The organism is Ketobacter sp. MCCC 1A13808, assembly GCF_009746715.1.
In the GTDB taxonomy this organism is placed as follows: Bacteria; Pseudomonadota; Gammaproteobacteria; order Pseudomonadales; family Ketobacteraceae; genus Ketobacter.
Genome location: NZ_VRKW01000016.1, coordinates 1 through 21,783, shown reverse-complemented (window position 1 = coordinate 21,783; position 21,783 = coordinate 1). Strand labels below are relative to the sequence as shown.

Annotated in this window: 18 protein-coding genes and 2 tRNA genes; 10 read left to right on the top strand and 10 right to left on the bottom strand. The window is 49.6% G+C overall.

Annotated elements, in window-relative coordinates; all coding sequences use genetic code 11:
* Nucleotides 1–86: 86 nt before the first annotated feature.
* From FT643_RS19965 to FT643_RS19950, 4 genes are read right to left on the bottom strand one after another with little or no spacing between them, the layout of a single operon-like run.
* A complete protein-coding gene (locus FT643_RS19965) occupies nucleotides 87–1,052 on the bottom strand; it encodes a metallophosphoesterase (protein ID WP_156873185.1) in 966 nt (321 codons plus the stop codon).
* Nucleotides 1,052–1,939, bottom strand: coding sequence for an NAD(+) kinase (locus tag FT643_RS19960; RefSeq protein WP_156873184.1), 888 nt, complete (start codon nucleotides 1,937–1,939; stop codon nucleotides 1,052–1,054). The genes FT643_RS19965 and FT643_RS19960 overlap by 1 nt, the downstream gene beginning before the upstream one ends.
* Nucleotides 1,940–1,947: 8 nt before the next feature.
* Nucleotides 1,948–2,997, bottom strand: a complete 1,050-nt coding sequence (locus tag FT643_RS19955) for a 1-aminocyclopropane-1-carboxylate deaminase/D-cysteine desulfhydrase (protein ID WP_156873183.1) — start codon at nucleotides 2,995–2,997, stop codon at nucleotides 1,948–1,950.
* Between the two features lie 40 nt (nucleotides 2,998–3,037).
* On the bottom strand, nucleotides 3,038–4,474 hold the full coding sequence (locus FT643_RS19950) for a hypothetical protein (RefSeq protein ID WP_156873182.1): 1,437 nt from the start codon (nucleotides 4,472–4,474) through the stop codon (nucleotides 3,038–3,040).
* Nucleotides 4,475–4,728: 254 nt separating this feature from the next.
* Here FT643_RS19950 and FT643_RS19945 point away from each other — a divergent pair, with 254 nt between their 5' ends.
* Nucleotides 4,729–5,754, top strand: coding sequence for an AraC family transcriptional regulator (locus FT643_RS19945; protein WP_156873181.1), 1,026 nt, complete (start codon nucleotides 4,729–4,731; stop codon nucleotides 5,752–5,754).
* Nucleotides 5,755–6,119: 365 nt separating this feature from the next.
* On the opposite strand, the gene FT643_RS19940 is transcribed toward FT643_RS19945, so the two are convergent.
* The 5 genes from FT643_RS19940 to FT643_RS19920 form a co-directional block, all read right to left on the bottom strand.
* Nucleotides 6,120–6,196 (bottom strand) — tRNA-Asp (locus tag FT643_RS19940).
* A 6-nt stretch (nucleotides 6,197–6,202) separates the two neighbouring features.
* Nucleotides 6,203–6,278, bottom strand: a tRNA-Val gene (locus tag FT643_RS19935).
* A gap of 120 nt (nucleotides 6,279–6,398) precedes the next feature.
* Nucleotides 6,399–6,611, bottom strand: a complete 213-nt coding sequence (locus FT643_RS19930) for a hypothetical protein (protein ID WP_156873180.1) — start codon at nucleotides 6,609–6,611, stop codon at nucleotides 6,399–6,401.
* A gap of 99 nt (nucleotides 6,612–6,710) precedes the next feature.
* Nucleotides 6,711–7,394: a TetR/AcrR family transcriptional regulator gene (locus tag FT643_RS19925; RefSeq protein WP_156873179.1), complete on the bottom strand. Its 684-nt coding sequence runs from the start codon at nucleotides 7,392–7,394 to the stop codon at nucleotides 6,711–6,713.
* A 368-nt stretch (nucleotides 7,395–7,762) separates the two neighbouring features.
* Complete coding sequence (locus FT643_RS19920) at nucleotides 7,763–8,365, bottom strand: TetR/AcrR family transcriptional regulator (RefSeq protein WP_156873178.1); 603 nt, start codon at nucleotides 8,363–8,365, stop codon at nucleotides 7,763–7,765.
* 241 nt (nucleotides 8,366–8,606) lie between these two features.
* Between FT643_RS19920 and FT643_RS19915 the strand changes: the two genes are divergently transcribed.
* From FT643_RS19915 to FT643_RS19875, 9 genes are all read left to right on the top strand, one after another.
* Nucleotides 8,607–10,409 (top strand): acyclic terpene utilization AtuA family protein, encoded by a 1,803-nt coding sequence (locus FT643_RS19915; RefSeq protein ID WP_156873177.1) that lies wholly within the window; start codon nucleotides 8,607–8,609, stop codon nucleotides 10,407–10,409.
* Nucleotides 10,410–10,418: 9 nt separating this feature from the next.
* Complete coding sequence (locus FT643_RS19910; protein ID WP_156873176.1) at nucleotides 10,419–11,294, top strand: SDR family oxidoreductase; 876 nt, start codon at nucleotides 10,419–10,421, stop codon at nucleotides 11,292–11,294.
* A 5-nt stretch (nucleotides 11,295–11,299) separates the two neighbouring features.
* A complete protein-coding gene (locus FT643_RS19905) occupies nucleotides 11,300–12,916 on the top strand; it encodes an acyl-CoA carboxylase subunit beta (RefSeq protein WP_156873175.1) in 1,617 nt (538 codons plus the stop codon).
* A 77-nt stretch (nucleotides 12,917–12,993) separates the two neighbouring features.
* Complete coding sequence (locus FT643_RS19900; RefSeq protein ID WP_156873174.1) at nucleotides 12,994–14,157, top strand: acyl-CoA dehydrogenase family protein; 1,164 nt, start codon at nucleotides 12,994–12,996, stop codon at nucleotides 14,155–14,157.
* A 10-nt stretch (nucleotides 14,158–14,167) separates the two neighbouring features.
* Complete coding sequence (locus tag FT643_RS19895; protein ID WP_156873173.1) at nucleotides 14,168–14,989, top strand: enoyl-CoA hydratase/isomerase family protein; 822 nt, start codon at nucleotides 14,168–14,170, stop codon at nucleotides 14,987–14,989.
* A gap of 18 nt (nucleotides 14,990–15,007) precedes the next feature.
* On the top strand, nucleotides 15,008–17,008 hold the full coding sequence (locus FT643_RS19890; protein WP_156873172.1) for an acetyl/propionyl/methylcrotonyl-CoA carboxylase subunit alpha: 2,001 nt from the start codon (nucleotides 15,008–15,010) through the stop codon (nucleotides 17,006–17,008).
* 281 nt (nucleotides 17,009–17,289) lie between these two features.
* Complete coding sequence (locus FT643_RS19885; RefSeq protein WP_156873171.1) at nucleotides 17,290–19,128, top strand: long-chain-acyl-CoA synthetase; 1,839 nt, start codon at nucleotides 17,290–17,292, stop codon at nucleotides 19,126–19,128.
* A 118-nt stretch (nucleotides 19,129–19,246) separates the two neighbouring features.
* The gene (locus tag FT643_RS19880) at nucleotides 19,247–19,651 is read left to right on the top strand and encodes an antitoxin Xre-like helix-turn-helix domain-containing protein (protein ID WP_317622087.1); all 405 of its coding nucleotides are present in this window, start codon (nucleotides 19,247–19,249) and stop codon (nucleotides 19,649–19,651) included.
* Between the two features lie 122 nt (nucleotides 19,652–19,773).
* Nucleotides 19,774–20,757, top strand: coding sequence for an NAD(P)H-dependent flavin oxidoreductase (locus FT643_RS19875; protein ID WP_156873169.1), 984 nt, complete (start codon nucleotides 19,774–19,776; stop codon nucleotides 20,755–20,757).
* Between the two features lie 102 nt (nucleotides 20,758–20,859).
* Here the strand turns inward: FT643_RS19875 and FT643_RS19870 are convergent, their stop codons facing one another.
* A complete protein-coding gene (locus FT643_RS19870) occupies nucleotides 20,860–21,558 on the bottom strand; it encodes a hypothetical protein (protein WP_156873168.1) in 699 nt (232 codons plus the stop codon).
* Between the last annotated feature and the right edge of the window lie 225 nt (nucleotides 21,559–21,783).

Sequence of the window (21,783 nt, the reverse complement as noted above, 5' to 3'; positions counted from 1 at the left end):
TGTGCTAAAGATATTATTTTTGGTACTGCCATTAAGTGTAGGAGATATTTTTGCGGGCAGTTAAACAATTTAGTCAGAAACCGCGTTCAGCCTGGGTTACTTTCAACTGAAATAAAATCCTGGTTGTTTAATCTGGCCTGTGTGCCCATTCTGTAGGCAACCAATAGCCCGTTTTTAACGGCGCTATAATCCAGACAGGCCAGATTATCCCGGATCACCGCGGGGGTTCCCTTGCACCAATAATGCCCCACAAATAACGGCTTTTCAGACGGGCCGTACTTGAATAAACGCGCTCTATCCCGGTCGCTCAGGGGTGTTGACATCAGATCATGGGGTAACTGGTCTGGCTGAAAAATCACATCACCCAACGTTTTGGGCGATGGACTCCAGAATTTAGTCCGAAACCGACTGCGGCGTACGCCATCAGAGCCCAGCATGGTCTGACCGTCCGGAAGTGCCATATCAGTCCCTTTAAGCAACCGCTCAATGATGCGGTTGGGCTCAGTGGCAGGCAATAAGCTTTGCGCTAAAAAATCGTCATCCAACAACACGCAACTCTGGTAAATATCGGATGCCTGATCAATGCGGGCTTGATCCCAGCATGCATGCACAACCCTGAAATGGTCAAACTCAAGGAATAGCGGACGCTGGCGCAGCCAGCCTATTACGTCTTTCCATTCCTGCAAATGGTAGCGGTAGTCCTTCAGTGTTTGCCGTAAATGGAATCCCAAACGCCGGTAATGACGGCGCAATCGAGCGTCAACATGATCAAAACTGAGGGTGGAATAAGCGATCGCGTTGTATTCGTGATTGCCCAGCACCAGATGCGCCTGGCCCGCATTGACCATATTTATAACCAGTTGCATGGCATCACGGATATTAGGGCCGCGATCCAGAATATCACCGACAAAGACCGCTTTGCGCCCCGGGTTGTGCCAGACGCCATCATGCAGGGTGTATCCTAGCTTTTGCAATAATTCAATCAGCGAAGGTGCGCAGCCATGCACATCCCCGATAATGTCATAGCCTTCCACTGAAGGTTCGAGCATCATCAGAGTATTTCACTCCAACCTAGCTTGGAACGACAGGCCTCATAAAAACTGTGAGGCTTGGGATGCAGCAGTTTTAACGGATGGGCGCGCTTACGCACATAAATCCAGTCGCCCGGTTCGGCTACTTGCCCACCTTGCCCGTCACAGCTGATCAAAGGGTTAAAATCATTGGATTCTGAAACAAAGATTTTAATTTCACTATTACCGTCAATCACGATAGGACGGCTACTTAACGTGTGCGGAAACATCGGCACCAAAACAATGGCATCAAGACGCGGATGCATAATCGGTCCTCCACCTGACAAGGCATAGGCCGTGGAGCCGGTGGGCGTGGACACAATGAGCCCGTCGGATCGCTGCCGATAAACAAAATCGCCGTCAACAAACAGTTCAAACTCCAGCATTTTCACGGAGCTGCCGGAGTGAAAAACAACATCATTCAGAGCTGAACTCGCCCCCATCATACGACCATCCCGTTTGAGTTCGGTTTCCAGGAGAAAGCGGTGTTCCAAGCTGTATTCCCCCGCCAACACTTCGCTGACCCGAGCTTCGATTTCTGAAGGATGAATATCGGTGAGAAAGCCGAGACGTCCTCTATTCACACCCAGCAACGGGACTTTGTAGCGTGCCAAATCCCGCGCCGCGCCGAGCAAACAACCGTCACCCCCCACAACGATCACCAGATCACAGGTTTCGCCCAGAATTTTACGGTTAGCCCGCTGATGTTCTTCCGACTTGATGTAGGTAGAGGTTTCTTCATCAAGAATGACGCTGATATTTCTACTATCAAAGAAAGCAATCAATGACAGTACGGTTTCTTCCACCAGAGCATTGCTACCAGGACGGCCGATTAAGCCGATGTGTCGAAACGAATCTTTTTCTTGCATGCCATAACTCACTTGGTGAAATTCAGGGTGCCATTGGGCACACCGTACTCATTTATTGGTTCGAACCCGCGCTTACCTTGCAAACCGCCACTGTGGACGAAAAGCACATGACTGCCGGGCGGTATCGCCCCATGATTGACCAAATCCAACAATGCCATCATCGCTTTACCGGTATAAAGCGGGTCGAGCTGCAGACCTGTATTGTCCTCAAATTCTGTTATAAAACTCAATAGGCTTTCATCCACCCGACCAAATCCACCCCGATGATAATCGCTATTTATCTGCCAATTTTGTAATTGAGACTTGTTAAACCAGTTCGGGTGGGCCTGCAAACGGTTGCTCATTGAATCCTCGACCCAACTTCCTTTTAGTGCAGATATGCCGAGTAGCGTAATATGCCCTGGCGCCGATAAACGCAAACCGGCAAAAGTACAGCCTGTACCGACACCGGTTACCACATGGGAAATCGCAAGGGCATTCAGTTGATCTGCATCGAGCATGGTGGATGCCCCCAGCATACCATAGACATTATCCCCTCCTTCGGGAATATAGCCGGAACACGTTGGCGCGAGCGCATCTGATGAGCAAGACAGCGGGCCTCGCACGCGGCATTGATTGCGATAGTCTGCCCGGCTAATAAAGTTTAGCTGCATTCCCTGCTGCTGAATTTCTTTCAGCATGGCATTGCTGTCGGGGCTTAACTCCTCCCCGCGAACGATGCCGGTCGTGTTCAAACCCAGCAGTCGGCCTGCATACGCCAGCGCGTGCAGATGGTTGGACCATGCACCGCCAAACGACACCACCGTCCTGTCTTGTGAATTCAATGCCGTAAGTAAGTTGTATTTTAATTTGAACCATTTGTTACCACTGATCTTCGGATGCAATAAATCCGCTCGCAGGACACTGAGCTGCACCCTCCTAAAACTCAACTGTTTAATTTTCAGCGGTTCAACGATCAGCGGTTTCAAAAGACCGGACTGCGCTAACACAGGCGACTGGGCTAACTGATCTTCGTATTGATGAATTAGACTCTGAAACGTCATTTCAGCAGAACACATAAAAACTCAGGAAAAAAGCAGGACTAGTAAAGCCGCACCATTACGCGTGCAAATTCACTACATTATCACCAAAACTGCGGGGTTTATGTTTTTCGCAACGATCAGAATTACCAGTTACAAACTGACTCGGCACGTCGATGCGCGCTATCCGGCAGCCGCAGACTTTATCATGACTTAATGGTGCCTGACACTCCGGCTTATGGTAATGGCTTAACCACATTCGATAATGCTCTTCCGACACCAAACACTTGTTGGCAGCATAAGCAATGGGATTTTCCATGTAGGATGGCATGTCCTTCAATGCAATAGAGACATGCCCTGCCCCGGGATGGAAAGCGATGAAACTAATGCCTAAGTCTTCCAGCCGCTCCAGAAATTTATCCCCGCCCTCATGCACCAGACGGATTTTATCTTTTCGCAACTGCGTTAATTCCTCTCGCAATTGTTTAGCGACATCGTGCCGATACATCAACTCCATATTGCGCAGCTCAATGTCTTCCTTCAATTTGGCGGTTTCTTCCTGAAGCTTTTGCTTCATTTGCTCGTTATATTGCTTACGCAGCGCATCTAATTCAGCTTTGCCGGCTTTCTCCGCCGTTTGCAATTCCAGTTCACGCGCCTTTGTCAATGCCTCAACTTGTTTGCGCTGCGCTTCATTTTGCTCCCGCAGAGCCAGGTTCTGCGAATGCAGTGACCCCTGCTCGCTGCGCAAGCGCTCAACTTCGATTCGCGCAACCTGAATTTCTTTTTCCTGTACCAAGCGATTGCTCTGCAGCCTTTCCTGGGCCTCATTCTTCAAGGCTTGAAGCTGAAGACGCTGCTGCTTGATCAACGCCGCCATTTTATTCCTGTGTTCTGTTTCCAACACCGCGAGTTGTTGCGCACTGAGGCCTTGATCGTTGCCGGACCAGCCGGAGTTGAATATCGCATCGTCGTCCGGCGACGGTGATTGCGGGGCCTGAGCGGGCGATTCAACACCCCAGTCTGGAGTCGAACGCGGATCGGCTGGCCGCTGAACCGGCGCAGACACCGCTTTGCTCACCGCCAGACACAAACGATTGTCGGCAATTGCGTCACGCAAACGTACGAATGAGTTGGATCTGGGGGACATCACCGGATCCCACAGCGATTCGGCATGCCAGGAAACGGAACATTGAGATTTGCAGGATAACCGGATCGGACCTGCGCCCAGATCAGGACCACTGCCACCGGTCTCAACCAGGTGCCGCAACGGTAGATTCCAGGATCGGTCCGCAAAGCCCTGGCGATCGAAACTCACGGTAAAAAACACAGCGCCGGTAATCTTGAGTTGGCCGTTGATTATGACAAACACAGCATCCATGGTCTCGCCGGCAAAATCGTCCAGACCAACCACACCGTCCAAAATGGCTTCGAATTCTGAATAGGTCATTTCCTTGGAAACGACACCCTCTTCAAAAAAAATCACTGCCTCGTTCGAATATACCGAATCAAGCATGGCAGGGCTCCAACACCGTATCCAAAGTCACCCTCTCTCTCAATTTACACCCAACCTACTATTAGCCTAGTCACTAGTTAACCATTTTAGTCCACAACATTCATGGCTATAGTGACTGAGATTGCATGGGTTCTGTGACAGCCTGCTCAAATAACAATCATACCCACACCCAACACAGGGGACCCAGTTCCCTATATAATGCCAGCCAATGACCCGCTACCCACTACGCGATTTCCTGATAATTGAAGGTATCAATGAAAATCGGAACCACTACCGCCTTGTATATCAACCAGTTGCTAAAGCTTGCGCACTCATTGGGGAGCGACATCGACCAGCTACTTGCTGATGCTGAGCTCGACCCGAATGAACTGGAAGATGATGACAACCGCGTCGACCTGACGTTTTTAATGCGTTTAGGTCGTGGCGCAATCCGCCAGACCGGGCGCCAGGAAATCGGCTTGCTTATGGGCCACCATAGCACACTGAGCGGATCGGGGTATGTCGGGCTAGCAGCAATGACCTCGGCCACCCTGCAACAGGCCCTGACCGTTCTGACGCAATTCGAGCACTTGAACAGTCAATGTTATCGCGGTACCAGTGCTCTGCTTTCTGACGAGCCCAAACCGGTTTTAAGCTTTTATTCCATTGCCCCCTATAACGCGTACACCTGCTTTGTGGTCGACGGGGTGCTTACCGCGTGGGTAAAACTGATTTATCTGCTCACCGGACGCAGCGATCTGGTCGAGCATATTCAGATAGAGTTTGATACACCTTCCTATGTTGATGCCTATAGGGAAGCGTTTTCGTGCCCAGTCAGGTTTGGTTGCGAACGTAACGCCCTTGTACTCACTAGCGAGGCATTGCAAACACCGGTACTCGAAAGTAATGCGGGGCTACACCAAAAACTAATTCGCCAATGCGAACGGCAATTAAATGAAATTGCGCTAGCCGACAGCTATCGAAATAAAGTACTTAAAGTGCTGGGAACGATGCTGCACGGACAAACGCCATCAATTGATGAAGTCGCATTGAAACTGGGGATGCCGAGCTGGACGCTGCGTCGTAAGTTAAAAGAGGAGGATTCCGCCTATCAGCTATTGGTGGACGAGATGCGCCGAGACGTAGCAATGAGTTATATGAGGAATACCGATCTAACCTTTGGCGAGATATCTTATTTACTGGGCTTTTCCACCCCGGGCGCTTTTCAACGGGCTTTTAAACGCTGGTCTGGGCAAACACCTGGAGAATACCGAAAATCATTGAGTTCAAAACGAAAATGACGCTTTGAGATTACATCTCGAAAGCGTCATCCACTTCATCGTCGAACTCAAATTCCGATGTATCCAACAGTTCATCCTGGTAATGTTCCATATTTTTTTGCTCCTGTTATCCTTTTGATTGAACGAGAATGACAATCAATATCCGTACCATATAACCCTAATACGATTATGTTGTCCAGTTACAGGGTCACAGACCCTTAAAACGAATTAAACAGCAGCAAGATGACAGGCTTGTGAATCAGAGGGGGTGTCGAGGTGACGATGCAGCTCGGGAAAATTCCATTACCGAAATATAAGATAAGTCAGAACGTTCTTGGGAGGGGGAACCACTTTCCCTATTACGACCCTGGTGAGTCAGGAAAAAGTGGCGGAGCGGACGGGACTCGAACCCGCGACCCCCGGCGTGACAGGCCGGTATTCTAACCAACTGAACTACCGCTCCGGATCTTGGTGGGTGGTACAGGGATCGAACCTGTGACCCTCGCCTTGTAAGGGCGATGCTCTCCCAGCTGAGCTAACCACCCCAAGAGTGCGCGCCATTTTACGAGTTTTCGAAAATCTGTCAAACGTTAAATTCAAAAAAACTGAAATAAATCCACCATGTAAGTGACCACTTCGCCTAAACCCGCTTATATTCAGCATTATCAATCTAAGTTATTATTTTTCCTAAGTTTTAATTCTGTAGCATCAATATATTCGCGGGCAGCAGATAAAGAAAAGGCACCTGACACTTGGTCGCCGTCGGGCCGAATTACCAAATAATTTTTTATCTCTAGCCGGTAGGTTGTCGGGTTAATCTCACCCTCTTCTACTATGACATACCCGGTGCTGCCATAGGGCTGACCATTGCCGATCATGCAAACTCCCCTGTCATTGTTACAATTCAAATAACCTTGCCCAATAAAAAGCCGCCTCAACAGGCGGCTTTTATCATTGACGGAACAACACCTGGCTTATTACATCACCACAGCAGCCGGCTGCTGACTGGGCTCACGCATGATCGCAGTCAACGCGACGTCGACCACGGCATCACTGTGGGCGAGTGCCTGCTGCGGGCTTTGCGCGTCAATGCCATAGAGTGACTTCATTAAGGGTGCTAAAGAAAAGAAATGGCTCGCCGATGCGGTGATCAGCATAATCAACTGGGGAAACGGGATATCTTTAATCCAGCCTTCCTCTACCCCTTTTTCGTAGGTTTCATGGAACTGTCCGAGCAAAGGCCGCAACCACTGCTCAACCATCCATTCCAGTCGCGGCGACTCTTGCACGCCCTCGCGCAGTATAAACTGCCCGTATTGAGGGTACTTGGCAACAAACGCCACATAGCTTCTGACCATCTCGATCATATAGCGGCGGCTGTCGCCACTGGGCATCCCTTTGACTTCTGCTGTGAATTCTTCGGACAATCGACTAAACAAGCGGGAAATTGTCGCTTTCCAGAGCGCTTCTTTATTTTTGAAATGATAGTGAATCAACGGCTGTGTAATACCTGCTACCTTAGCGATCTGAGTGGTAGATACCCCTTCAAACCCCCGAATAGCGAACAATGCTTCTGCAGCTGCTAAAATTCTTTCCCGTGCATCGGTTCCCCGATCAACCGAAAATCCCGTCTCATTCGATGCTTCTTCCGGTGTGTTCATAACCAACCACCTATTTATTTATTTTTGTAGTGTTTATATATGGAGAGATCCCCTGCCCCGGAGTCACCGCAATTGGACACGGCGCTCATAACCCCTCATGAAAGATTAAAGAACACAAAAAATGTGCTCCTTCGGATACTATCAGCTTTCCAAAAACTGATTCGAGGAAAGATTTGTAAACTTATTAAACGTAATGTGTATTCACGCAACAAGCGGTATATAACGTATACTGAAACACAGATAAATTTGGACCAAATGGACAAATTCGGCTTATTTCAGGAAAAAAGCAGGTAAAACCCCACAAATTCTATAATCCTATAAGCCACAAAAAACCGCTCCCGGAACAGGCTGTCTTGTACAACATAATGTTAGCTCTCGTGTAAAGCCAAAAACAAAGCCTGATGCGCTAACTGGTCCAGCTTGATTTCCCCATCCGTTTTGTACCAATAATGAGACCAGCTTATGGCCCCCGCCATCAAGCGTCGCAGTACAAACAGGTCTCTCTGGGGGGCGATCAGACCCGCTTGCTGGGCCTCCTTAAGTGTATCCAACCACAACTGCTCGTAATGCGACCGTAATTCAAGGATATGCTCCTGGCTTTCCGGTGTTAGGCAGCGCCACTCATAGATCAACACCGCCATGGCCTCCCCGGTTTCGCCATTTATGGAATTCAATTCTGAACGAATCAGAGCCAATAGCTTATCCCGGGGGCCCGCGGATTTATCTAACCCTTCCCGCATACGCCCCGTATTGAAATGAATCACTTCCTCCATCACGCAACGAAGGATCTCCTCCTTTGACTTAAAGTGGTGAAAGATACTGCCAGACTGTATCCCCACTTCCTGCGCCAGATCCCTCACCGTAGTGCGCTCAAAACCCTTGGTGCGGAAAAGGTGCGCAGCCGCCGCTAACAACCTGCCTCTGGGTGTATCTTCCATGCCGTTTGCCAGTTTTTTCACCTTAGACGCCATTTACACAAACCTTTACTGAACTCGTTACCCACACAAAGCCAGGCAACTTAAATTGACCCGAGGTTGAGCCTTTTAACCCAGCCTGACGCATATTGCCAGTGAAATGCGGAGAACACGGCTCACAGCCCTTTACAAACCAAGCGCTTGCTTGGTATCGTTTGGCCATTGTAGAGCAGGTTTGCGTCCATAATAAACCAGTCAATAATTCTACCTACCCATCATCCGCACGGAACCCCACTCCATGGCTGAAAAAATAATTAAAATCGGTTGCTCCTCCGCCTTTTGGGGCGATACAGAAAGTGCTGCTTTCCAATTAATGCGCCAGGCAGATCTCGATTATCTGGTGTCTGATTATCTGGCGGAGGTCACCATGTCCATCATGGCCGGTGCCCGAATGAAGGATCCCGCAGCCGGCTTTGCCACCGATTTTGTCACCAACGTTATGGGGCCGTTGCTACAAGACATCGCCACCAAAGGGACCAAAGTCATTAGCAACGCCGGAGGCATCAATCCAACAAGTTGCGCGAAGGCACTTGAAACGCTGATCCAGCAGGCGGGTCTGAGTCTGAAGGTGGCCGTAGTCCTGGGTGATGACCTGATGCCATTGCAGCCCGACATCAGGCAACTGGAAATAAAAGAAATCAACAGCGGCAACCCCTTGCCGCCATTTGTTATCAGCATGAACGCCTATCTGGGCGCGCCCGCTATCGTGACCGCACTGCAGCAAGGAGCGGATATTGTTATCACCGGTCGGGTGGTGGATAGCGCACTGGTACTGGCGCCCTTGATTCATGAATTCGGATGGAGTTGGAGCGATTACGACAAGTTGGCCCAGGGAAGCCTGGCAGGTCACATAATAGAATGTGGCGCTCAATGTACCGGTGGTAATTTCACCGACTGGGAAGAGGTGGAAGATTACGACAACATGGGGTTTCCGGTTGTTGAATGCCATGCGGACGGGAGCTTCATAGTGACTAAACCAGACCACACCGGCGGTCTAGTGTCCCCGGCAACGGTAGCTGAGCAATTGGTGTATGAAATCGGCAACCCGAACGCCTATTACCTGCCGGATGTCGTTTGTGACTTTACCCAGGTGCATTTGCAACAGATTGCGCCTCATCGGGTGAACGTGAGTGGCGCAAAAGGACAAGGTCCGACGGATCAATATAAAGTCAGCGCAACCTATCCGGACGGCTTTCGTATTACCGCCTCTTTCTTACTTGGCGGAATGGATGCGGTTAAAAAAGCAGAATGTGTAAGTGGTGCAATTATTAAGAAAGTACAGCGCATGTTTTCTGAAAAAGGCATGGCTGATTTTTCTCAGGTCAACACAGAAATTCTAGGTACAGAAAGCACCTATGGGCGCCACGGAGCAATCTCGCTAAACCGTGAAGTGGTGGTGAAAATTGCTGCAGCACACACCGACAAAAAGGCACTGGTTCTTTTTTCACGGGAAATTGCCCAAGCCGCAACGGGAATGGCACCGGGAATAACCGGGATTGTGGGTGGCCGACCGAAAGTGTCGCCTACAATACGCCTCTATTCTTTTCTTATTAATAAGTCCTTGATTCAACCTGCTGTCGAAATAAACGGCTCAGCTTTTGCCGTGCCAGTAAATCCAGAGAACCATTTCTCAGAAGAAATGCACCCAGCGATTGAAATGACTTCAGGCAAAAGCGCTGCCAAACCCGATCAGGGATTTCAGGTTCCGCTGGTTAAATTAGCCTGGGCCCGAAGTGGCGATAAAGGCAACCATAGCAATATCGGTGTGATCGCGCGCAAGCCGGAATACCTACCCTTCATCAAAGCGGCACTTACCGAATCCACGGTGTCGGATTATATGAGCCATACTTTTGATGAGCAGCCCGGAGAAGTACTTGGCTGGGAATTACCCGGTTTCAATGCTCTGAATTTTCTACTTCTTAACAGTTTAGGCGGTGGTGGTATGAGCAGCCTGCGCATTGATCCACAGGGAAAGGCCTTTGCCCAGCAATTACTGGATTGTCCCATACCCGTCAGTGAAACAATCTACGAATCTGTTTAGGATAATATTATGAACTACAAATCGGTTTTCCGGCCGGATCTCTTTGAAGGACAAACGCACATTGTCACCGGTGGTGGCAGCGGCATCGGTCGTTGCACCGCCCATGAACTTTCCGGGCTGGGCGCAAAGGTCATTATCATAGGACGTAAAGAAGAGAAACTGCAAAAAGTGGCCGCTGAAATCAAAGAAGATGGCGGCCTTTGCGCCATTGCCCCATGTGATATCCGCAACGAAGAATCCGTTAAAGAGGTTATCAAAAGCATAGTCGAACAACACGGAGCGATCCACGGATTAGTCAACAATGCTGGCGGCCAGTTTCCTGCGCCTTTACTAGCAATTAATAAAAAAGGCTGGGATGCCGTTATCGCCACCAATCTCACCGGAGGCTTTCTGGTAGCACGTGAAGTGTTTAATCAATCGATGTGCTCCCACGGTGGCGCCATCGTCAATATCGTCGCAGACATGTGGAGCGGTATGCCGGGAATGGGGCATTCCGGTGCAGCGCGGGCCGGCATGGTCAACTTCACCCAAACCGCTGCCTACGAATGGGGGGGTGCCGGTGTGCGGGTAAATGCAGTCGCTCCGGGTTGGATTACGTCCAGCGGGATGGAAACCTATCCCGAAAGCTTCAAAGCCGTTATAAAACAATTAAAGGCGGCCGTGCCATTAGGTCGACTGGGAAACGAGGCAGAGGTCAGCGCCAGCATTTGTTTTTTACTTTGTCCGGCCGCATCCTTCATCAGCGGAACGACTATTCGAGTAGATGGCGCCGCGTCTCAGGGCAACACAGCTATCTATCCACTTCGTGCACACAGTAAATCAGTACCTTACGACGGCTTTCACCGCGAAGTTGTGCCTGGTTTGTTTCTGGACGAAGGGGAATAAGCCACATGCCAACCTGGGAATCCACTATTGATAAGAACAATGAAAGCTTTCAGCGCAATCGCGCGCACTTACTCGAATTAATCGAATCGTTTCAGAGCATCGAGCAAAAGGCCATCGACGAAGCAGAAAAATCCCGCCCAAAGTTTGAAAAGCGCGGCCGTCTTCTGCCACGGGAACGGATCGAATTGCTGCTAGATCCCGGCTCCGAGTTCCTGGAATTGATGTCCCTGGCAGGATATCAGATGCATGATGATAAAGACGGCAGCAACTCCGGCGGCGGGGTCATTGCGGGAATCGGTTACGTAGCGGGAATCCGTTGCATGATCAGCGCCAATAACAGTGCGATTAAAGGTGGCACCATTTCTCCTGCCGGGCTACACAAATCCCTACGCCTCCATGAGATCATCGCTCAAAATAAATTACCGAGTATTACTCTGTCCGAAAGTGGCGGTGCCAACCTGAATTACGCCGGTGAAATCTTTGTAGAGGGTGCCCGCAGCTTCGCCAATCAAGCGCGCTTGTCCGCTGCCGGAATCCCCCAGATAACGGTAGTCCATGGCAATGCCACCGCCGGCGGTGCCTATCAACCCGGTCTGTCTGACTATATTATTGCTGTGCGCAAACAAACCAAAATGTTCTTAGCCGGACCTCCGCTGCTTAAAGCGGCGACCGGTGAAATCGCTGACGACGAGTCTCTGGGCGGTGCCGAGCTACATGCCTATACAGCAGGCACAGCTGAATACCTGGCAGAGAACGACGCCGATGGCATCCGCATTGCACGGGAAGTAATGGCTAAAATTCCGTGGAATGAGTTTCTTCCGCAGCGCAATGCAAAGGCCTATAAACAGCCACGCTTTGATGCCGAGGAACTACTGGGGTTGGTACCGGCTGACCCCAAACAACCCTATGATTGTCGCGAAATTATCGCGCGCATTGCGGATGGTTCAGATCTATTGGACTTCAAGTACGATTACGACACACAAACCATCTGTTGCTGGATTGACCTTAAAGGTCATACCTTGGGCGTCATTGGTAACAACGGCCCCATCACCACCGCCGGTGCAACCAAAGCAGCGCAATTTATCCAGCTCTGTGATCAGAAAAATACGCCTTTGCTTTTCTTGCACAACACAACCGGCTTTATGGTGGGAACGGAGTCAGAGCAAAATGGAATCATCAAGCACGGTTCTAAAATGATTCAAGCGGTGGCGAACACCCGTGTCGCAAAGTTTTCCATTGTGGTTGGCGGTTCTTATGGTGCAGGCAACTACGCCATGTGTGGACGCGGATTAGACCCGCACTTTATTTTCGCCTGGCCTAATAATAAAACCGCCGTTATGGGCGGCGCTCAGGCTGGAAAAGTATTGCGCATTGTTACGGAACAAAAGCAACGCAGTTTAGGCCTGGAACCGGATGTGAACGTGTTGGACATGATAGAACAGTCGACGACTATCAATTTGGAAAAGCAATCCACCGCACTCTATGGTACCGCACATTTATGGGACGACGGCATTATCGATCCGCGGCAAACCCGTAATTTGCTGGGGTTTCTGTTAGACACACACAAAGAAGCGATAATGCGGCCATTGCACAGCAACTCTTTCGGTGTGGCACGACTGTAATACGGCCTGCACTAACAATCCGAACGACTCAAACAAAGACAACAAAAACTGCAATACCGATTACCGAGGACTAGACCATGTTGTTTACCCAAGAACACGAAGAGTTACGCCGCACTGTCCAAAGCGTAGTTAAAAAAGAAATTAATCCTAATATTGAACAATGGGAAGCAGCTCCCCCCTTTCCTGCCCACACACTCTTCAAAAAGCTGGGCGACCTCGGTTTACTCGGCATCAGCAAGCCCCTTCAATACGGCGGCATGGGGCTGGATTATTCCTATAACCTGGTTGCGGCCGAAGAGTTCGGACGAGCAGAATGCGGCGGTGTACCTTTAGCCATCGGCGTACAAACAGATATGGCAACACCCGCACTTGCGCGCTTTGGTACGGAAGCACTTTGCAAAGAATTTCTGGTACCGGCCATTCAAGGTGAGATGGTAGCCTCCATTGCTGTAAGCGAGCCTGGAGCCGGCTCCGATGTGGCCAATATAAAAACCCGCGCCAAGCCGGAGGGTGATGATTACGTTATTAATGGCAGTAAAATGTGGATTACAAATTCAACCCAGGCAGACTGGTATTGCCTTCTGGCCAACACTAGCGACGAAGCCAAACACAAAAATAAATCGCTGATTCTGGTGCCCCGCGATGCCAGTGGCATTTCTCTGTCCGCCCCACTGAATAAGCTCGGCATGCGCTCGTCGGATACCGCCGAGGTGTTTTTCGAAAATGTCCGAGTACCCCGTCGCTATCTAATCGGAGCGGAGGGCCAGGGATTCATGATTCAAATGATGCAATTTCAGGAAGAACGTATGTGGGGCGCAGCAAATGCCATTGGGGGTTTGCAATCGGTAATCAACGCTACTATCGAATACACCAAAGAACGGGAAGCCTTTGGGCAAAAAATTATCGACAACCAAGTCGTTCATTATCGTCTTGCGGAACTTCAAACTGAACTGGAGTCTCTGCGCGCACTTGTGTACAGCACCTGCGAGCAGTACATCAACGGCGGAAATCCCCAACAATTATTGCAGCTGGCTTCCATGTGCAAACTGAAAGCTGGCCGTCTGGCCCGAGAAATCACAGACAGTTGCTTACAATACTGGGGTGGGATGGGATTCATGTGGGACAACCTCGTTACCCGTTCCTACCGTGACAGCCGTCTCGCCTCCATCGGTGGTGGTGCCGACGAGATAATGCTCGGCATCATCTGTAAAACCATGGATATTTTACCGGGCAAGAAATAAGGGCACTGCAATGACGTACCAGACATTATTGGTTGAACAACACGACATTGCACTTTATGTCACGCTGAACCGACCACACTGCCGCAATGCCATGAGCCTGACCATGGTTGAAGAACTGGCACAGATCTTCCATGAACTGGAACACAATCAGAACATCCGCGCACTGGTATTAAAAGGCAGTGAGGGTCATTTCTGTGCTGGCGGTGATATAAAAGATATGGCCAATGCCCGCGGGCGGGCACTACAGACGCAGTCTTCGCCTGAACAGGAAGAAAACACCAATCCTTTCTTTGAACTTAACCGAGCATTCGGGCGCATGATCACTCAAACCGACCATCTACCTCAAGTGGTCGTGACCGTTCTGGAAGGTGCTGTATTGGGCGGAGGCTTCGGTTTGGCGTGCGTTTCAGATGTCGCCATTGCTTGTGCAAGCGCCCAGTTCGGTCTACCAGAAACCGGGTTAGGCGTGATACCGGCTCAGATAGCCCCGTTCGTGGTCAAACGCATTGGATTAACTCAGGCTCGACGCATCGCATTGTTAGGTGAACGCTTTGATGGCACAGAGGCCGTTAAGCTAGGTATCGCCCACTACCTGTGCAACAACACTCAACAATTGGATGAACAGCTAACGCGGGTGCTTAGTAAAATCAAGCGCTGCGCACCCGGCGCCAACCGCGTGACCAAATCTTTACTGCATCAAGTGGGATCGGCCGAGATGGAAGCACTCCTCGATCAGGCTGCCCAGCAGTTTGCTGAAGCGGTGCAAAGCAGCGAAGGCAGTGAAGGCACCATGGCATTTGTTCAGAAACGAGTTCCGGAATGGGCTCAATAGTTTGCGGAACCCGATTACATGACTTTATTTAAAAAAATATTAATCGCGAATCGCGGCGAAATAGCTGTTCGCATAATTAAAACGGCAACAGCGATGGGTTACTCCACCGTTGCTGTTTACAGTGAGGCAGACCAGGATGCGCTGCACGTGCAGCTGGCCGATCAATCAGTGCTTATCGGCCCCGCCCCGGTTGCAGAATCCTATCTCAATGCAGAGTCTATCATTGCAGCGGCTAAGAGCAGCGGTGCCGATGCGATCCACCCCGGCTACGGCTTCCTATCGGAAAACAGCGCTTTCGCCAGGCTGTGCCTGGATAACCAGATTATTTTTATCGGACCGTCCGCTCACGCCATCGAATTGATGGGATCAAAACGTCAATCCAAAATTGCAGTACAGAATGCCAATGTGCCCACCGTGCCGGGATACGACGGGGAAAATCAGTCCATTGCAGCCCTGACCCGGGAAGCCAAACGCATTGGCACGCCATTGATGATTAAAGCCTCTGCCGGTGGTGGTGGCCGGGGAATGCGGCTGGTAACCGATCTGTCGACGTTATCCGAGCATCTGTCTTCTGCCGCTTCAGAGGCAGAAAATGCGTTCGGCAGTGGTGAGCTGATTCTGGAAAAAGCCCTTATCAAGCCCCGCCACATTGAAATACAGATTTTTGCCGATCAGCAGGGCAATGTTATTTCGTTAGGCGAACGTGATTGCTCGGTGCAACGACGACACCAAAAAGTAGTGGAAGAAGCACCCTCACCTGCCGTTAACCCAACATTACGAAAAGCAATGGGCGAAGCGGCTATACAAGTAGCAACCCTTTGCGACTACACCGGAGCCGGAACGGTTGAGTTTCTGCTAGACCAAAGCGGAGATTTCTTTTTTCTGGAAATGAATACCCGCCTTCAAGTGGAGCACCCGGTTACCGAACAGGTGACCGGAATCGATCTGGTAGAATGGCAATTGCGCATTGCAGCCGGTGAACCATTACCGTTAACTCAAGATCAAATTCAAATAAAAGGGCATGCGATTGAAGTCCGTTTATACGCCGAAGATCCTTGCAATGATTATTTACCACAAACCGGGCCGATTCATTTGTGGCAGATTCCAGATGATGACAATGTGCGTGTCGATAGCGGAATCCTCCAGGGTACGCAGATTAGTCCCTTCTACGATCCCATGCTGGCAAAAATAATCGCCTTCAGCAATGACCGTCAGGGGGCGATTCGAAAACTGGATCGCGCGCTAAGCCACACCTGCCTGCTTGGAACCAAAACCAATAAATATTTTCTACGGGATATTATTAACCATCCGGAATTTCGATCCGGACAGGTTACCACTGATTTCATTGCCCGAAATCAGACACAGCTATTGGCAACAAACGTCCTATCCGACAACGAAGCAGATTCGTTTGCTCACGCGCTCGCGGTCGCGCTTTGGGTTTACTCACACACCCCGCAACCCTGCCGGCATCAAGATCGACTGAGCGGAAGAATGGGATCCATCGTTTTCCTCAGACATAATAATCGCGATAAAAACAAAACAGTTGTTCGCTGTCGTGTACATTATTTATCGGCTCAATGTTTACGGGTAAACGTCAATGACATGAGTTTTGATCTGAATATCAAAATATTAGGCGATCGATTCCATGTCCTGCATGATACAAACACCCACTCCGGAACTTTATTTATACAAGAACGTTCGCTGTTTTTTGATACCGGTGAACAAAGTTATCACTTTATTAACGCAACCCATGAGCTGCCGCATAAATCCGAGGCAGAAGGCAACGGCAGGATACTGTCTCCAATGGACGGAAACCTGATGTCGGTTCAAGTGTCACCCGGCGACAGCGTCAGCAAAGGTGATACCGTCGCGGTAGTTGAAGCGATGAAAATGGAGCACCAACTTAAAGCAGATGTCGACGGAATCGTCGAAACTGTTTCCGCCCAAGCGGGCGACCAGCTCAAAACCAGGCAGCTTATCTTATTGATTAAGCGAGAAATTAACCAAAACCAAACATAATTCAACAATAATTAGTTATTTATCAGGTGACCATGACAAAGCATCTGCATTTCGGAGGCAAAGGCTTGAACAGGACAGCTCATGAGGTTATCGTACGGCAACACAGAGCGCACCGTGGATGCAGCGTCATTACCCGATAAGAATAAAGCTATTATGTGTTGCACATCTTTCTTTCCAGGGACACTTAGAAATAACAATCCACAGTGAGAAGAAATCTCTGGGTGTTTTCTTGCACTATTTTTTAGGACGTAATAATAATTAGATTGCCATCTGGGGGTAACATGACAAGCAGTACGACTGATGTGATTACCTGGGGCATGATGCTTAAAAAAGCTCCGCTGATAATGCGGAACCTGCCCCGGATAATAAAAGGATTTAGGATCAGCAATATTAGCGACCACAAACAACCCTGTGGTCTTGGATGGACTTTCGAACAAGCGGTAAAACGCAACCCGAGAGGGACCGCTATCTTCTATGAGAATGTGCGTTTCAGTTATGACGAGTTCAACCAGTGGGGCAATCGAATTGCACACTACCTGATGAGTCAGGGCATAAAAAAAGGCGATGTTGTCGGTGTCTTTATTGAAAACCGGCCGGAGCTACTGGCCACGGTGCTGGGTGTCGCCAAAATCGGTGCTACCTGCGCTATGCTCAACACTTCTCAGACCAGTAAAGTACTTATTCACAGTTTCAATCTGGTCAAGCCCAAAGCAGCAATTGTCGGCGGCGAACTCACCGATGCTTTCGATGAAGTACGCGAAGACTTAACCGTCGGAGCAGATCAAGTCTATTTTCTGGCAGATCAGGACACCACAAAAGACCCGGGCGTAGCGCCGGAGGGCTATATTAACCTGGCCACCGAATCCGCAATCAGTCCCTCGCACAACCCGGATACCACCAACCGGATTTATATCGCGGATCCTTGCTTTTATATATACACGTCCGGCACTACCGGCTTGCCAAAAGCAGGCATATTCAGGCATGGCCGATGGATGAAATCCTATGGCGGCTTTGGGGTCATGGCCATGCGCCTCACGCCAAAAGACGTAATGTATTCCACTCTGCCACTCTACCATGCCACCGGTTTATGTGTTTGCTGGGGCTCAGCCATCGCGGGCGCGTCGGGCTTCGCTATCCGGCGTAAATTCAGCGCCTCTAACTTTTGGCGTGATGTTCGAAAATACAACGCTACCGCCATCGGTTATGTGGGCGAACTGTGTCGTTACCTTTTGGATCAACCCGAGCGTTCCGATGATGCCAACAACCCTGTGCGAAAAATGATTGGCAACGGGCTGCGCCCGAATGTATGGATGCCATTCAAAAATCGCTTCGCCATTGAAGACATCGTGGAACTCTATGCTGCGTCTGACGGTAATATCGGCTTTACTAACTTCTTTAATTTTGACAACACCGTGGGCTTCTCTCCCATGGACTGGGCACTGGTGGAATACGACAAAGAAAAAGAAGAACCGGTACGTGGCCCGGATGGCTTTATGATTAAGGCGGAAAAAGGCGGGCAAGGTTTGCTGATTGCCGAAATCAGTGACAAAGCCCCTTTGGATGGCTATACCGACCCGACCAAAACCTCCAAAGTCATACTCACCGATGTTTTTGAAAAAGGTGACCGCTGGTTTGATACCGGCGATATGCTGCGCGATATCGGTTTCGGCCATGCACAATTTGTGGATCGTCTGGGTGACACCTTTCGCTGGAAAGGAGAAAACGTTTCCACAACGGAAGTTGAAAACATCGTTTCCAATTACCCTCAAATTTCCGAAGCCGTCGTATATGGCGTAGAGATTCCGAATACCAATGGCCGCGCGGGTATGGCATCGATTACCCCCGCTGTGCCGCTGGAGGAATTGGATTTCAAAGACCTGCAAAAATTCCTTACCGCACAATTGCCTGCCTATGCCGTACCACTGTTCTTGCGTATTAAGCAACAAATGGAAACCACAGGAACCTTCAAATACCAAAAATCCCATTTGAAAGAACAAGCATATGACCCTTCCAAGACCAATGGCGAGCAAACTTATGCACTGTTACCCGGAAGTGAAGAATACGTAGAAATAACGCCGGAAATTCTAAGTGAAATTAACGGCGGTAAACTTCGTTATTGATTCATGTTCTTGCATACAATTCACTCAAACAAAAAAGGCCAGCGCTAAAAACTGGCCTTTTTGCTTAGGTTTGCTATAAAAAGTAATTACCCTTTGACTAAAAATTAAATCCTAAGATATGTATAACCAGGACGTTGACGCCCGCAAGGGAATAACCCAGCTTGCTCTTGAAGGGTTTTTCAGATTGGCAAAACGGTGGCACCTGTCACGAACGGAAGCAATGACACTGCTGGGATTAGCCGCCACTTCCACCTACGCCAATTGGAAAAACGGAAAATCCGGCGCAATCCCCAGGGATACGCTAGAGCGGATTACCTACCTGCTCAATATTGATGAGCAACTGCAACAAAACCAGATTAGTGACACAGCAATCAATCAATGGCTGCGACATACTGCCTTGAACGGGGGCCAATACACCCCCCTTGAGCAGATGTTGAAAGGCAATGTCATTGATATCTACTCTGTGCACCAACAACTTGTCCTGCACAGGGAACAACCAGTCATGGAAAGTCATATTCCCTGAAATTGTCTTTACCAAACAATTTGGTCACTTCACTGAACGGCATCCGGTTTTTGCATTGCAAGGGTTACGGGAATTTGGTGTAGTGCGTGTCCGTGAACAATCAGTCAGTCGGAGACACCACTATGTTAAAAACCGCCGTTACAGAAATGCTGGGAATAGAACACCCGATCGTCCAGGGTGGCATGATGCACGTAGGACGCGCAGAATTGGCCGCGGCCGTATCCAATGCAGGCGGTTTGGGAATTCTAACCGCCCTTACTCAGCCCACTCCCGAAGACCTGGTGAAAGAAATTGCCCGCTGCCGTGAAATGACCGACAAACCCTTCGGTGTCAATATAACGCTGCTGCCGACCATCAAGCCAGTGCCTTACGATGAGTACGCACAAGCTGCTATCGACGGCGGAGTTAAGATCATTGAAACAGCAGGCCGCAGCCCGGAACCGTTTATGGGTGCTTTTAAGGCCGCTGGCATCAAGGTTATTCATAAGTGCACGTCTGTCAGGCATGCACTCAAAGCAGAAAAAATCGGTTGCGATATGGTCTCCATCGACGGTTTTGAATGTGCCGGCCATCCAGGGGAAGACGACATCCCTGGCTTACTTCTGATCCCTTGCGCTGCGAATGTATTGAAAATACCCATGCTCGCTTCCGGTGGGTTCGGCGATGGTCGAGGTCTGGCAGCAGCTCTAGCCCTGGGTGCAGACGGTATCAATATGGGCACCCGGTTCCTTGCCACCAAAGAAGCCCCCGTTCACGACAACATCAAGAAACAGATGGTAGACGCATCGGAACTGGATACTACGCTGATCTTCCGCACCCTGCGCAACACCGCCCGCGTCTTCAAAAACAGCATTGCACAACAAGTCGTTGAAATCGAAGCCAAGCCCGGTGAGACCAATTTTGAAGACCTGGCCCCCCTGGTTGCCGGTGTCAAAGGCCGCGAAGTATTGGATAAGGGCGACATGGAATACGGTATCTGGACCGCTGGCATGGTTGTCGGACTGATCCACGACATTCCGGATTGCGATACTCTGGTTAAACGCATCGTCGCGGATGCCCAGGAGATTATATCCGCTCGTCTGAGTGGTATGATGCTGCAAAGCTAATCGCAATAATGCCGGGCTGGAAAGCAGCCCACTTTACGAATAAGGGACGCTAACAAATGAGCGTCCCTTATTTCTTTCCAAAGTCGGGATTAATACCAATAATCAGGCTTGTACGGGATGAGCATACAAAATGGATTCTGAGAACTCGAAGAACCCAATCATTTCTTTATCGCTCATTGAAGGAATCACTTTCTTAACCACCGTCTGAGCTGCGCCACGAACCCCGTCGGTAGCGACCGAAGTGACTTTCCCCATTACCCTACCCAGGTTCATCATCCCCAGCGGTTTGTGCATATAGGAATCGAGCGCAATATCCACCAGCTCGCACAGAGCCTCCGAGTATTGTTTTGAGATGGTACTGGCGCCGTTGGCCTTCCCCTGTTCCACCGCGGCACCCAGGCGATAACGTAGCTCGTCGTCGATCGCCACCGCCACATAAATCGGATAACGTTTACTTTCGCGCAACGGCAGTAACAATCCATTTATGTGATCTGCCAGCTTCTTGCGATCATTTGCATCAAGCTTTTTTATCACCTGCTTCAACGTCACATTAATGGTTTTTCTCATGGCAGATACACCACCATTCACCACTTTACGTCCCATATTATTCATCTTGACCTGATCGACCGGGGTCACAAAATATTGGTTCAGGCATTCATCTGCAAACTGACTGACCAATTCAAATAGTTTTTCACGTTGCACTTTATCGTTGCTGCTGGATAACGAAGCACGAAAATCGTTATTCATTTGATACAGGGTTTCTGAAGCTCCAAAACCTAAATACCAGCTTACTTCGCTCATCTATGTTCCTCCAATCTATCGCGCTTATTTTAATCACACTTTCATCGCCCCCCCATGGCTGCAGAGACCTACTCAAGTAACTTTAGGATCAATGTAATTCCGGCAGAACAAACTCCGTTGCACAGCCAGCGATTTTACCAAACCTATTTCGATTCGCTATTTGAACAATCTATTCGTCAATATTCCAGTCATCAATATGTCAATTATTAGAAAAACTGCTATAAA

What these genes read in the sequence shown, in the direction of transcription:
- FT643_RS19965 (WP_156873185.1), bottom strand. Translation starts at nt 1,052, where the DNA reads ATGATGCTCGAACCTTCAGTGGAAGGCTATGACATTATCGGGGATGTG.
- FT643_RS19960 (WP_156873184.1), bottom strand. Translation starts at nt 1,939, where the DNA reads ATGCAAGAAAAAGATTCGTTTCGACACATCGGCTTAATCGGCCGTCCT.
- FT643_RS19955 (WP_156873183.1), bottom strand. Translation starts at nt 2,997, where the DNA reads ATGTGTTCTGCTGAAATGACGTTTCAGAGTCTAATTCATCAATACGAA.
- FT643_RS19950 (WP_156873182.1), bottom strand. Translation starts at nt 4,474, where the DNA reads ATGCTTGATTCGGTATATTCGAACGAGGCAGTGATTTTTTTTGAAGAG.
- FT643_RS19945 (WP_156873181.1), top strand. Translation starts at nt 4,729, where the DNA reads ATGAAAATCGGAACCACTACCGCCTTGTATATCAACCAGTTGCTAAAG.
- FT643_RS19930 (WP_156873180.1), bottom strand. Translation starts at nt 6,611, where the DNA reads ATGATCGGCAATGGTCAGCCCTATGGCAGCACCGGGTATGTCATAGTA.
- FT643_RS19925 (WP_156873179.1), bottom strand. Translation starts at nt 7,394, where the DNA reads ATGAACACACCGGAAGAAGCATCGAATGAGACGGGATTTTCGGTTGAT.
- FT643_RS19920 (WP_156873178.1), bottom strand. Translation starts at nt 8,365, where the DNA reads ATGGCGTCTAAGGTGAAAAAACTGGCAAACGGCATGGAAGATACACCC.
- FT643_RS19915 (WP_156873177.1), top strand. Translation starts at nt 8,607, where the DNA reads ATGGCTGAAAAAATAATTAAAATCGGTTGCTCCTCCGCCTTTTGGGGC.
- FT643_RS19910 (WP_156873176.1), top strand. Translation starts at nt 10,419, where the DNA reads ATGAACTACAAATCGGTTTTCCGGCCGGATCTCTTTGAAGGACAAACG.
- FT643_RS19905 (WP_156873175.1), top strand. Translation starts at nt 11,300, where the DNA reads ATGCCAACCTGGGAATCCACTATTGATAAGAACAATGAAAGCTTTCAG.
- FT643_RS19900 (WP_156873174.1), top strand. Translation starts at nt 12,994, where the DNA reads ATGTTGTTTACCCAAGAACACGAAGAGTTACGCCGCACTGTCCAAAGC.
- FT643_RS19895 (WP_156873173.1), top strand. Translation starts at nt 14,168, where the DNA reads ATGACGTACCAGACATTATTGGTTGAACAACACGACATTGCACTTTAT.
- FT643_RS19890 (WP_156873172.1), top strand. Translation starts at nt 15,008, where the DNA reads ATGACTTTATTTAAAAAAATATTAATCGCGAATCGCGGCGAAATAGCT.
- FT643_RS19885 (WP_156873171.1), top strand. Translation starts at nt 17,290, where the DNA reads ATGACAAGCAGTACGACTGATGTGATTACCTGGGGCATGATGCTTAAA.
- FT643_RS19880 (WP_317622087.1), top strand. Translation starts at nt 19,247, where the DNA reads ATGTATAACCAGGACGTTGACGCCCGCAAGGGAATAACCCAGCTTGCT.
- FT643_RS19875 (WP_156873169.1), top strand. Translation starts at nt 19,774, where the DNA reads ATGTTAAAAACCGCCGTTACAGAAATGCTGGGAATAGAACACCCGATC.
- FT643_RS19870 (WP_156873168.1), bottom strand. Translation starts at nt 21,558, where the DNA reads ATGAGCGAAGTAAGCTGGTATTTAGGTTTTGGAGCTTCAGAAACCCTG.